Below are 12,397 nucleotides of genomic sequence, written 5' to 3' on the forward strand. Positions count from 1 at the left end.
AGCTGGATGTGATACACTTACTGCCGTATGGAAACTGTGGACAATAAAAAACTATGGAACAGCGTCTTGGTTGAGATAGAGTTAAATGTTTCGAAAGCAAATTTTAACACGTGGTTCAGAGACACGTATATTCTCAAGCAAGAAGAAGGGGTTATTTATCTGGCCACACCGAACACGTTCGTAAAAGAATGGCTATCTCACAAGTATCACAATTTTGTCCTCCGTATTCTCCGCAACATCTCTCCTGACGTACGCTCTCTGGAGTATGTCATCACAAAGAATCAGCCGAAGAATCCGCCCCAGCAGTCACACACCTCTCCACAAACAGAGAAACTTGGCCAAGGACAATCTACAGCAGGAGAGTTGCCTCTTGAAGAGCATTACATCAATAAAGATGACAATCTGAACCCGCGATATGGCTTCGACACCTTTATTGTGGGTCCTTTCAATGAGCTTGCGTACGCTGCTTCTCAAGCGATCTTAAAACAGCCGGGAAGAATGTATAATCCGCTTTTTGTGTACGGCGATACCGGTCACGGCAAGACTCATTTGATTCAGGCGATCGGTAACGCGCTCAAGAATGAAGAGGGAACTGACCGCAAGATCTTTTACGTTACCTCTGAACGTTTTGTGATCGACTACATTAACGCAATTCAGGCAAACAAAGTAACACCGTTCAAGGAAAAATATCGCAAGTACGATATTTTGATCATGGATGACATTCAGTTCCTTTCGAACAAAGAGAAGACGCAAGAAGAGCTTTTTCACCTTTTCAATACACTCTACGACAACAACAAGCAGATCATTTTCTCGTCCGATAAACACCCGAACTATATACCTGGCTTGGAAGATCGACTAAAATCACGGTTTAGTGCCGGCATGATCGTGGATATTCCGGCTCCGGACGCAGAGTCACGGGCTGCAATTCTGCGCGAGAAAGCAAAGATGAATAATATTGAGCTTGACCCGGAGGTGGTCGAGCACATCGCCTTCTCGGTGGAAGGGAATGTACGCGACCTTGAAGGGGTCATTAATACGGTTATGTGCCAGCAGGAGCTCAAAGGGAGACCGTTGAACGTAGGGGAGGTGAAACAGGTCATTAAGAGCAGCGAGAAGCCTAAGAAGACAATGTCAGCTGAAGAGATCATTAAGACGATCGCTAATTATTACAACATTGACGAGCAAGCAATTTACCAGAAAACACGTCGGAAAGAGGTAATAAAGCCTCGTCAGCTGATCATGTTTGTGATGCGTGAGGACTTTGGTTCCTCCTATCCTTCCATCGGCCAGAAGCTTGGCGGGCGGGATCATACGACTGTTATTCATTCCTGCGAGAAAATACGAGGAGAGCTAAAAACAGACACCGCCCTTCACCAGGAACTGAATCAGATCCGTGCACTTATTTCGTAAAAGAGAAGAATTAATAAACACTATCTATGAATGTTGAATGCGTAAAAGATAAACTCGAACAAGCGCTCACAAAGGCAACGCGAGTTACTAGCAAGAACGTGACACTGCCGGTGCTTCAGTGCGTACTCCTCGAAGCAGCTGACAACCAGCTTCTTATTCGGGCAACAAACCTTGATCTCGGCGTGGAGATCGGTTTGTCGGTGAAAGTAAAAGAAGAAGGTATTGTTGCGGTGCCCGGTTCGATCTTAGCTTCATTCCTTTCCCATGTTTCAGATGAGTCGGTTACGCTCGAGCGTGAAGGCGAGCAGCTTGTCGTGAAGACGGCAAGTGCTTCAACAAAGATCAATACGTATGACCACGAAGATTTTCCAACGATCCCACGAGTAACGGACGGTGTTTCTTTTTCAGTTGACTCGAGTACGTTTGCTGAAGGATTTCACTCGGTTGCGTACAGCGCTGCTGTCTCAAGTATGAAGCCGGAACTCTCAAGTGTGTATATCGCACCGGCAAGCGACCAGCGGTCACTCGTCTTTGCTGCAACTGATTCATTTCGCCTCGCGGAAAAGAAGGTACAAATGAAAGAGGTGCCGGTGTTTGATTACGTACTTGTGCCGGTTAAGAATACGAACGAGATCACACGCATGCTCGATGAGTATAACGGCACTATCGAGATCAAGTTCGGTGAAAGCCAGGTGGCGTTTGTCGGCGACGGGCTGTATGTGACATCACGTACGGTCGATGGGGTATTCCCCGACTACCAGCAGATCATTCCGACTGAGTTTTCAGCTGAAGCGACCGTGTTAAAAAATGATCTGGTAACAGCGCTTAAAGTTGCCACCATCTTTACTGATAAATTTAATCAGGTAACCGTATCAATTGATCCGGGCCAAAAACAATTCACCTTGCAGACAAAGAACAGTGAGGTTGGTGAGAATACGTATTCACTCGACGGAGCGTTGAGCGGCGAAGCATTAACGATAGCTTTTAATCATAAATACATAATGGATAGTTTTCAGTCTATCACTACCGACAGCGTGGTGCTGAAACTGGGCGGCCCTGGCAAGCCGATGGTCATGAGCGGGGTTTCTGATCCATCTTTTCTTTACTTGGTGATGCCGATGAATAGATAGTTTGGGTTGCTAGGGTTTAACGTCTAACGCCTAGACTATGTTCAACATTCAGGACTATCTCAAAAAGTTCAAGGTTCTTACATCTACCGAGGGTGAGGTAAAAGATGCCACGGTCTCGGTTATAGAGAAAAAGCTTGGAGTAGTTCTTGATCGTAATGCAGTAGTATATCGAAACAAACAAATATTCATTACTGCTCATCCTGCGGTTAAAAACGAGCTCGCTCTTCGTCGAAGAGAGGTCACGGCCGCTATTCAAGCACAGACATCTCTCAGGATCAAAGATATACGTTAGTAAGAAATGTGACGCAAACAAAAACACCCCTCCGATTCTCGGTGGGGTGTTTTGCTTTTTGTTTATTACCGCGATGAGTTCTCGTCATCATCCTCATCATCATTTGAGCGATCTCTATCACTGTCATCGTCTTCATCCTCATTGTCGTTATCATCTGAGCCATCGTCTGTTGAGGTGGCGGTATCCTCGCCAAAACCTTGTGTATCCGCCCAGAGACTAACCGGAAATTCCCATTGAGCATACTGACCGTCTTGACGCGGATTGCGCGGGGCGGGTCCGCGTGGGTCGTTGCGATTCACCCAGTGCAGTATCGAATGAACCCCTCCATTGTTCTGCCATTTGCCGGCTAAAATAGGTTTAAGGTTATCATCAGATGTGCTGATAAAATCATCAAATCGTGAGTTCGGTTTCTCTTCTAAGGCCTCGACCATGAACTCGTTCCACATTGGAGCAACAATAAATCCGGCGATCTCTTTGACCATGGCTGATCCGTCGTTGTTTCCTGCCCAGGTACCTACAGCTATATCCGGCGTGTAGCCAATGATCCAGGCGTCTTTGTAGTCGTTAGTAGTACCTGTTTTTACGGCTACGTCGCGTCCCGGAAAGTGAAGAAGAGAGTTGTGTCCAAATGCCGGTGCTCGGGCGGCGTTGTCGGAGAGCATATCTGATATTTGAAGCGCTACATCTTCTGAAAGTACGCGATCAGGATTTACTTCGTGCTCAAATAGTACTTTGTCATCGCTGTCTTCTACTTTCAGTATGGCAACATGTTCGTTTCTCTCTCCCTCGTTGCCAAAGACGCCGTAGGCGCTGGTCATATCAAGAAGTGATACTTCGCCGCCACCAAGCACAAGGGTGAGGCCGTATTGGCGGATATCTCCAAGATTCTCAACACCCATATCTCGGGCGAGTTCAAGTGTCGCGTCCATTCCGGCAAGATACAAAACTTTGATAGCCGGGATGTTAATTGATTGAGCTAGGGCGTTTCGGAACGAGACGGGTCCACGGAACTTACTGTCATAGTTCTGTGGAGAATAACAGTCACCTCCGTTGGAGAGGTTTGAAGGAGCGCAGGCCGTGGAAAATTGGGTTTTGAGGTCAAACACCACGGTCTCCGGGGTGTAACCTTTAGTAAGTGCTGCAGCGTACGCGAAGGGCTTGAACGTTGAGCCTGGTTGTCGGTTCGGTGAGACTGCTACGTTGAATTGACCTTGGATCGTATCCGAAAAGTAGTTGCGGGATCCAACCATTACCTCGATACCCCCCGTTTTCGGGTCGATTGCTACAAGCGCCGCGTTCTCGGCATTGAATCGGGTTGCGTTTGAGCGGGCGTTCTCAAGAATGATCTCCTCAGCTTTTTCCTGCAGTTCGAGATTAAGCGACGTGGTTACCTTAAGACCCCCTTGACGTACCGTTTGTTCACCGTACTCGTCAATAAGCTGTTCGATAACGTACATCACAAAATGTGGAGCTTTGATGATGGCTGTATCTGTCGGCGACAGTTCATAGACTTCTTCACGTGCGTCTCGGTATTCTTCCGATGTAATGTAGCCATGTCGGCGCATTTCAATAAGCACTTGATTTTTGCGTGTTTCGAGTGCCTTAGGATTGTTGAGATAGTAGGTCGGTGCTTTTGGAAGCGCGGCCAAGTAGGCGCTTTGGGCGATCGACAGATCGCTGGCCGGCGTGCCGAAGTAGGCCTGACCGGCTTCTTCCACACCGTACAGACTGCCTCCGTACGGGATCTCGTTGAGATAGATATTTAAGATCTCGTCTTTTGTATTAACGCGTTCTATTTTTAAGGCGAGAAGCCATTCTTTAAGTTTTCGGGTGATCGTCTTCTCGGGTGTGAGAAGCGAGTTTTTTACTACTTGCTGTGTGATAGTTGAACCACCTTGTTCAAATCCAAAATTGATCAGGTTGACGAATGAAGCTCGTAGAATAGCAGACGGTTTAATACCGACGTGTTGATAAAATTCAGGGTCTTCGATCGCGAGCGATGCCTCTTTAACAGAGTCGTTGATCTCGTCGAACGGCACAATTGTTCGTTGGTAGTCCCGATATACATCATAGAGCAGTGCCTCACCGCTTTTATCGTATATTTTTGTTGATTGGGCAACTTGGCGTTCTTGAAAGGAGTCGACGGTAGGGATCTCAAGAGTGGAAACCCAGATGGCGGTAGCGCCGGCGAGGAATACACCGATGGCAAAAAGCAGGATGAGGGTATTTTTTACCGCTATCCAGTTCAAAAAGCGTCGTGAGTTCTTCTCTGATCCTTGATGTGCCATGTCTGATAGTATTATACGTTAGAGCGTAGGTGAAGGCTACGGTGGGGACGCGCCTTCGGTTTTTTAAGATGCCGTGTAATTACTCATTTAATTACCTGCTTTATAATAACTCCCGGTGTGGTATCCTCTGTAATAGAGATCACTTGTCCTCCTTAAGACGTATCGGGGTCTTGTATCTTTCACTGGCCATGCTCGAGTGCCTTGTGCTCGTTACCTGACATTGCCTGATCCTACTAGCTAGAAGTTTCAAAGTGTACCATGAATATAACCACCGGTAAAGAGCGTATAGATGAGGTTTTAACCCGCGGCGTCGCAGAGCTTTTGCCGTCTCGAGAAAAGGTTGAAGAGCGACTTTCCTCCGGCGAGCGTCTTCGGATCTACCTTGGTATCGACGCGACCGGCGCCGAGCTTCACCTGGGCCACACCAAGAACATCCTCCTGCTTGAACGTTTGCGTCGGCTGGGCCATGTAATAATTCTCTTGTTCGGTGATTTTACTGCCATGATCGGTGACCCGACAGACAAAGGTGCGGCTCGTCAGCGTCTCACTAAAGAAGAGGTCGAGGAGAACATTGCTAGCTGGAAAGAGCAGATCACACCGATCCTCTCACTCGATGACCCGGAGAACCCGGCTCAGATAAGGCAGAACAGCGAGTGGCTCTCTAAACTTGGTTTTAATGACGTTGTAGACATTGCCTCCAACTTTACGGTTCAACATATGCTTGAGCGGGACATGTTTGAGAAGCGCATGAATGAAGGAAAGCCGGTATATGTACATGAATTTATGTACCCACTGATGCAAGGGTATGACAGCGTGGCTATGGATGTAGACGGCGAGGTTGGCGGTACCGATCAAACCTTTAATATGCTTGCCGGACGCAGTCTGCAGCAAACCTATAATACAAAAGAGAAATTCATCATTACGATGAGTCTGATCGCCGATCCGGTGACGGGTAAAAAGATCATGAGCAAAAGCGAAGGCGATTACGTCAGCCTTACCGCAACGTCGGAGGATATGTACGGTGGCGTGATGGCGCTCCCGGACGGAGTGATCGTCCAGATGTTTGAAGGCTGCACGTTTGTGCCAATGAAGGAAGTAGATGAGGTTCGCGCTCAGTTGGAGGGTGGTGAGGTGAATCCGCGAGATCTCAAGATGAAGCTGGCTCAAGAGATCACAAAAATGTATCACGGCGAGGAAGCCGCAGAAAAAGCGGGCCTGCAATTCACTCAAGCCTTTTCTGAGCGAAGTGTGCCGAGTGAGATAAACGAAGTATCGGTGGTAAGTGGTGCGCTGCTCGTCGATGTGCTCGTCGAGCACGGGGTTGTGGAATCAAAAAGTGCCTTTCGACGACTTGTCGAGGCCGGTGCGGTTCGCGATATGGAAAGCGAGGAAAAGATCAGCGATCAGAACACCGCGATAGAACGACCGTTAACGCTGCGGGTAGGAAAGAAGCAGTTTATAAAGATCACTCCGCAGGAATAGTATTGATCGTCGCCAGTGCAGTGATACCGATAGCAATCGCGTCGTATTCGTCGTCGTGCTGAAGAGGTTCTCCGATATGCACAAGGCGCTTGGTCATAGTAATAACTTGTTTTTTATCGCTGTTGCCTTCCCCGGTAACAGCGATCTTAATTGCCTGGGGAGAAAATTCTGTTATCGGAAGATTGGCGCAGGCTGCGGCGGACAAGAGTGCGCCGCGAGCCTCGGCGACTTTCATGGCGGTTTTTTGGTTTACGCTGAAGAAGAGGGTTTCGGTGGCGAACGCGTCAGGTGCATATTCCTGAATAATCCGCTCTATCTCGCGGTAGACTTGAGAGAGGCGTTCAGGGTGGGGAGTGGTAGACTTGGTTTTAAAACACGCGGAGTACACAAGCGCTTCACTTCCCGACGGTCCGTCAAGCACCGCCACACCGAGTCGTTCATACCCCGGGTCGATTGCAAGAATGCGCATAGCGTAGTAACTAAAAAAGAGGCAGTTTATGCGGCATTTGTATACACATCTTGAACATCTTCATGTTCTTCAAGCGTTTCTATAAGCTGATCGAGTTTTGCGCGATCGTCCTCACTGATCTCCATCGTTGTCTGCGCGACCCACTCGCCGTTTTGTTTTTCAAACGCCCAGGCTGCAGCGCCGGGTGTGGCAAGTTCAAGGCCGTTTTTGGAGAGGAGATGTTTGATCTCGCTTGATGTTCGGTTGTTGTTGTCGGTTAGACCGGTAATAACAATGGCAATGCCGGCGGGTCCATAGGTTTCAAACACGACCGGCTCGAGTGTTGCTGCGTCCCCGCTCTGGCCTTTTTTGACCGCCCGCTCAATATTGTCATTGGGCATATTCTCTTTTTTCGCCTTCTCGATCGCTGCTTTCAGGGAAGGGGATTCAACATTACCGTCGGCATTCTTTGATTCGGTCGCGATCAGTTTGGCTAGTTTGCCGAATACCTGACTCTTTTTCGAATCTGAGGCGGCTTTTTTGTGCTTTATCTTACTCCATTTATTGTGTCCGGACATAGTGTTTGTAGTTTTACATAGTTAGGTCTAATTATCAAATCTTTAAAGATCGCAAAAGATTTAGGGTCTATGAATAAAGAAAAGATCCGCCCAAAACGGATCCGTGACCTAAGACTCTGATCGATCCAGTGGTCATGTGTTACGTATTGAATCGCTCACGTGCTTCTTTGGTGGCAACACGTCCCCGTGGGGTACGCTCAATAAGGCCGATCTGGATCAGGTATGGTTCGTTGAACTCCTCAAGCGTGCTTTCTTCCTCGGCAAGAGCGGCTGCAAGTGTGTTGAGACCGACCGGTCCGCCGTTGAATTTCTTTATGATAGTCGAAAGAAGGTCTCGGTCGGTCCGGGAGAGGCCATACTCGTCGATATCAAGCAGTTCTAGGGCCTCTTTCACGATAGTGTCAGTCAGATCTTGTTTGTGAACTTGGGCGAAATCGCGCGCACGCTTTAAAAAGTAGTTAGCTGTGCGCGGGGTGTAGCGACTTCGTCGGGCGATCTCGCTGACCGCTTGGTCGGTTATCACTATACCTAGTATGCCGGCCGACCGGCGAACGATCTCTTCTATCTCCAGATCGGTATAGAACTCCAGTTTGAACGTTCCGCCGGAAAACCGAGAGCGAAGTGGGGAGGAAATACCGGCCACGCGGGTAGTAGCGGCAATGAGGGTGAACGGTGGTAACTCCAGTTGGATCGTGCGGGCGCTGGGTCCTTTGCCGAGAATAATGTCAAGCGAACCTGACTCCATGGCAGGGTAGAGAACCTCCTCGATCGACTTGTTAAGCCGGTGGATCTCATCAATAAAGAGAATGTCGCCGCTTGAGAGGTTGGTAAGCACCGAGGCAAGGTCGCCAACTTTCGTTATGGCCGGTCCGGAGGTTACCTTGAGTTGAGAATTGGTTTCCTTGGCTATGAGGTGAGCCAACGTTGTTTTCCCAAGCCCCGGTGGGCCGTAAAAGAGAATGTGTTCCGGAGGCTGGTCACGCTCTGTAGCCGCCTTTAGGAGAATAGAAAGGTTGTTTTTGATGCTGATCTGTCCGATATATTCGTCCCATGTACTTGGTCGGAGTGTCCTATCAAGGAAATGAGCGTCACTCGGTTGGGTGGGGGGTTGTCCGTTGAGTGTCATAAATCATTGACAATATATTTTCTTTATATTATACTAGCTTAATCGTTGATCTTTACGGACTCACTATATTAGTGAAGCTCGTCAAAGCCAGCTCATAAACCTCTCAGCAACAAAGTACTGCTTTGAGGTGTATCGCCAGGATTTCCGCGGTTCTCTCGCTTGTACGAGAGGTGACTGCAGTAATTGCTGAGTAATATCCCCGACTTTCTCCGTGAAAGGTGTTGCTGAGAGGTTTATGGTCTGGACGGCTTTAGAAGAACATTTTGTTCCGCGAGGCTTTCTTCAGTGAATCCTAGTTGCATTATACACAAAACACCCCGTTTGTCAGAGGGGTGTTTTGTTTTTATTGATCTTCTTGGGTTTCAGAGTAAATAAACAACCTATTCTTCGCTGTCTATATCAACCACTCGACGCAGTTCCTCCAGCGAGGTTATGCCTTTAAGTGCCTTTATAACGCCATCTTCGGCAAGTCTCGGAATGCCTTGTGGTTTTGCTGCCTCCCAGATCTCACGGATACTTGGATTGTCCCGGAGCGCCATCTCGATCGCCTTATCCCCAAGGATCGCCTCGTAAATACCCAGACGCCCCTTGTACCCGAGGTCGTTGCATTTATCACATCCGCCAGCTACCCACATTTTTTCTGTCTGCAGGTCAACAAGATACTTTTCGTTCTTTTCGCGCAAACTTGCCAGGAGTCGGTCAACGGTTTCTTTGTCTTTGCCCTCGATCACAGCTTCTTTTTTGCAGTCTTCACAAAGCTTTCGTACCAGGCGCTGGGCCATTGAGAGGGTGACCGCTGAGGTGATGACTTTTGCATCTACACCAAGGTCTATTAGACGCGGGAACGTACCGGCGGCATCATTTGTGTGCAGGGTAGAGAACACAAGGTGACCGGTCAGGGCCGCGTTGATCGCGGTGTTGGCGGTCTCCTCGTCACGGATCTCACCGACCATGATGATGTCCGGGTCCTGGCGCATCGCGGAACGTAGTCCGGCGAGGAAGTCATACCCGGCCTCATGGTTTACCTGGGTTTGCACGACTCCTTCTAGGTGGTACTCAACCGGGTTCTCGATCGTGAGGATCTTTACATCCAGCGAGTTTACCTCGCGGAGGAAAGAATAGAGCGTTGTTGTTTTTCCGGAACCGGTTGGACCGGTGTTCAGGAGCATGCCGTTTGGCTTCTGGATCTCTCGTTTGAATATCGTAAGCAGATCGGGCGGAATACCAAGGTCTTTAAGTTCCACCTGGATCGAGGACGGGTCAAGAATACGCATTACGATCGAGTCGCCACCCGGGGAGGGAATGACCGAAGAGCGGATCTGGATCTTTGCATTGCCGGCATCGATCGAGAACCGGCCGTCTTGAGCTTCGCTGGTAACGTTAAGCTTCATGCCTGAGACCAGCTTAAATCTAGCCATGAGGCTTTTGTAGGTCGGGTAGTCGATATCGGCGATCTTTTGGAGCACACCGTCAAGACGGTATCTCAGACGCACAGCTTCTTCTTCCGGCTCGATATGGATATCAGACGCACCGACAGCCAGCGCACCGCCAAGAACATGCTCGGTCAGCTCTGAGGTCTTGGTCATGGAATCCTTTTCGAGTGTTGTGGAGACGAGCTCTCCTACGTCTTGGATCGTTTTTACTTTTTCGCGGATCGCATCAATATTTTCATTTGAAATATCAACCGTTCCGCGTCGGGTTTTAAAGGAGGCGGATAGATCATCATAGGTTCGCCAGCCTTTCTCAAGACCGATCGTGGTTGTGAGAAAGGGGTTTACGACGTACCCTTTTTCTTTGAGGTCACTTAGCACTTTTTGCGTCTCCTCGCTATTTGGCTGACGCATCGCAATGCTGACCTTGTTGTTTACGATAGCGAACGGTACGAGTTTGGCTTTTTGAGATACTTCTTTGGGAACCAGCTGCATCGCGTCACCCTCGATGTTTTTCATGGTCAGATCAACAAACTCCATTCCGGTCTTAGCGGCCAACTGCTGGACGAAATCGTCCTCTTCGTCCGTACGGAGTTTGCTCAGCGTTCCTTCTTGGTTTTCGTCGTCAAATTGGATGATCATTTACCCTATAATATCGCGGTGTGAGTGATGGAACAAGGGAAATTAAGGTGAGGGGTTGAACCATGGGCGATGATAGGGGGCGATGACGGTGAAAAATATTAGAGTTAACTCTAATATAACTCTAATATTTTAGAGAATGCAGTGTAGTGTTCTTACGATCAGCATCTGTTGCTGGCGCAACAAATTATAAAAAAGCCGCATTGCTTGCGCAATGCGGCTGGTGAACGTACTTGGGAGTCTCGATTATTCGGAGGTCGTCCATTCGAAACCGCGGTCGTGGATCGTCTGGTTGGGACCTCCCACAACCTCGATCCGCTCTCCGGGCTGATCGCGTTCTTTGAGCGCATCAGCTTCGCTGGTGTAGCGATCGGATGAGGAGCTACCAGACGGGATCCGTTGACTCTCAACTCGCCGAGTGTCGTCACGAACCGGCACTCGAGCAGATTCGAGTCGCTGACGAGTGACAGTATATGCTTGTCCTTGAGCACGAAACTTTGCCGCATCGCGTTCGCCGATTGCTCCGCCGGCTTCCGACTCGCCGGGTTGAGCCACGTGCTCCTCAGCGTACATGAACTCAAGGTTTTGGTTGTGTTCCTGGCGGCTTTGCCTGGAGATGATGTCGGAAGTATTGTTATCCTCGCGAATGTTGTTGTCGGCGCCAGCATTGTCGGCGCGGATGTCGTTGGACGTACGGACCGTATCGAGATTACCTCTGTTTCTGGTTCGAACCGTATCTCGCTCGAGATCGTGCTCGTGGTCCTGCTCTTCGCGGTCCTTGTCGCGTTTGTGGTCGCGCTCCTCTTCGATATCGTCGAGAATAACGTCGGCAACCTTTTCGCCGATGTCATCGCCGAACCAGTCCTTGATATCATTCGCCTCGGCAGGTGCCGGGGAAACGAACGAAACGAAACTGAACGAGAGAATTGCCAGTGTGGTCAAGATCGTCGTACGCATAGCGCACCTCCTAAAAAGTGGTTTGTTTGATCTGAAACGAGCCCTCACATTTCTGGGTCTATTATACATCTATACAAATATTTGTCAAGACCCTGTAAACTCTCTCATGCACTGTTTTCTGTGCTACAATACGCTCAATGACGACCGTTTCGGAAGGTGAATTACAGGGCTTTGTTGAGCGTTTTTTGCAGGAGATATCAGAAAACACAGCGACTGACCGTACAAAATCGGTCGTTGTGGCTTTGTCCGGGGATCTGGGGGCCGGAAAAACCACCTTCACCCGTACGCTTGCCCGTGTTCTGGGTGTAACCGGACCGGTCACCAGTCCGACCTTTGTGATCGAGCAGGTGTATGACCTACCGGCTGACAAGAACTTTGGTCACCTGGTTCACATTGATGCGTACCGACTTGAGAGCTCTGAAGACCTCCGAAGACTTGGCTGGGATGACATTGTTGCAGATCCGGCTAATTGTATTGTGGTTGAGTGGGCACAGAAGGTTGCAGATATACTACCTGAGGATGCGGTGTGGTTGATGTTTGAGGTGGTGGGAGAGAAGGAGAGGGAAATAACTACAGGACCTCAAATCAAACACTGAATACCGGATACCGGATACTGA

General features: G+C 49.0%; 11 protein-coding genes. 5 read left to right on the plus strand and 6 right to left on the minus strand.

What is annotated here, in order from left to right; all coding sequences use genetic code 11:
• The first annotated feature begins 27 nt into the window (after window positions 1-27).
• The 3 genes from dnaA to WD312_00705 are packed head-to-tail and all read left to right on the plus strand — an operon-like array spanning window position 28 to window position 2,832.
• Window positions 28-1,410, plus strand: a complete 1,383-nt coding sequence (gene dnaA / locus WD312_00695; GenBank protein ID MEX2563625.1) for a chromosomal replication initiator protein DnaA — start codon at window positions 28-30, stop codon at window positions 1,408-1,410.
• A gap of 26 nt (window positions 1,411-1,436) precedes the next feature.
• On the plus strand, window positions 1,437-2,540 hold the full coding sequence (gene dnaN, locus WD312_00700) for a DNA polymerase III subunit beta (GenBank protein ID MEX2563626.1): 1,104 nt from the start codon (window positions 1,437-1,439) through the stop codon (window positions 2,538-2,540).
• 37 nt (window positions 2,541-2,577) lie between these two features.
• Window positions 2,578-2,832 carry a hypothetical protein gene (locus tag WD312_00705; GenBank protein ID MEX2563627.1) on the plus strand — a complete coding sequence of 85 codons (255 nt, stop codon included), beginning with the start codon at window positions 2,578-2,580 and terminating at the stop codon, window positions 2,830-2,832.
• Window positions 2,833-2,897: 65 nt separating this feature from the next.
• Here WD312_00705 and WD312_00710 read toward each other — a convergent pair whose 3' ends face one another.
• Window positions 2,898-5,120, minus strand: a complete 2,223-nt coding sequence (locus tag WD312_00710) for a PBP1A family penicillin-binding protein (GenBank protein MEX2563628.1) — start codon at window positions 5,118-5,120, stop codon at window positions 2,898-2,900.
• Between the two features lie 258 nt (window positions 5,121-5,378).
• Here WD312_00710 and tyrS point away from each other — a divergent pair, with 258 nt between their 5' ends.
• Window positions 5,379-6,602 (plus strand): tyrosine--tRNA ligase, encoded by a 1,224-nt coding sequence (tyrS, locus tag WD312_00715; protein ID MEX2563629.1) that lies wholly within the window; start codon window positions 5,379-5,381, stop codon window positions 6,600-6,602.
• Here tyrS and ruvC read toward each other — a convergent pair.
• The 5 genes from ruvC to WD312_00740 all read right to left on the minus strand — a co-directional run bounded on the left by ruvC (window position 6,586) and on the right by WD312_00740 (window position 11,780).
• Entirely contained in the window at window positions 6,586-7,071 is a 486-nt protein-coding gene (gene ruvC / locus WD312_00720) for a crossover junction endodeoxyribonuclease RuvC (GenBank protein MEX2563630.1), read from the minus strand. The two genes, tyrS and ruvC, sit on opposite strands and share 17 nt — an antisense overlap.
• A gap of 26 nt (window positions 7,072-7,097) precedes the next feature.
• Window positions 7,098-7,628: a YebC/PmpR family DNA-binding transcriptional regulator gene (locus WD312_00725; GenBank protein ID MEX2563631.1), complete on the minus strand. Its 531-nt coding sequence runs from the start codon at window positions 7,626-7,628 to the stop codon at window positions 7,098-7,100.
• A 139-nt stretch (window positions 7,629-7,767) separates the two neighbouring features.
• Complete coding sequence (gene ruvB / locus WD312_00730; GenBank protein ID MEX2563632.1) at window positions 7,768-8,754, minus strand: Holliday junction branch migration DNA helicase RuvB; 987 nt, start codon at window positions 8,752-8,754, stop codon at window positions 7,768-7,770.
• Between the two features lie 380 nt (window positions 8,755-9,134).
• The gene (locus WD312_00735) at window positions 9,135-10,826 is read right to left on the minus strand and encodes a GspE/PulE family protein (protein ID MEX2563633.1); all 1,692 of its coding nucleotides are present in this window, start codon (window positions 10,824-10,826) and stop codon (window positions 9,135-9,137) included.
• 243 nt (window positions 10,827-11,069) lie between these two features.
• Window positions 11,070-11,780, minus strand: coding sequence for a hypothetical protein (locus WD312_00740; protein ID MEX2563634.1), 711 nt, complete (start codon window positions 11,778-11,780; stop codon window positions 11,070-11,072).
• A 137-nt stretch (window positions 11,781-11,917) separates the two neighbouring features.
• Between WD312_00740 and tsaE the strand changes: the two genes are divergently transcribed.
• Entirely contained in the window at window positions 11,918-12,376 is a 459-nt protein-coding gene (tsaE, locus tag WD312_00745) for a tRNA (adenosine(37)-N6)-threonylcarbamoyltransferase complex ATPase subunit type 1 TsaE (protein ID MEX2563635.1), read from the plus strand.
• The last annotated feature ends 21 nt before the right edge of the window (window positions 12,377-12,397 follow it).

It is taken from the genome of Candidatus Paceibacterota bacterium (assembly GCA_040905715.1).
GTDB lineage: Bacteria > Patescibacteriota > Minisyncoccia > Phycocordibacterales > CSBR16-193 > JBBDHZ01.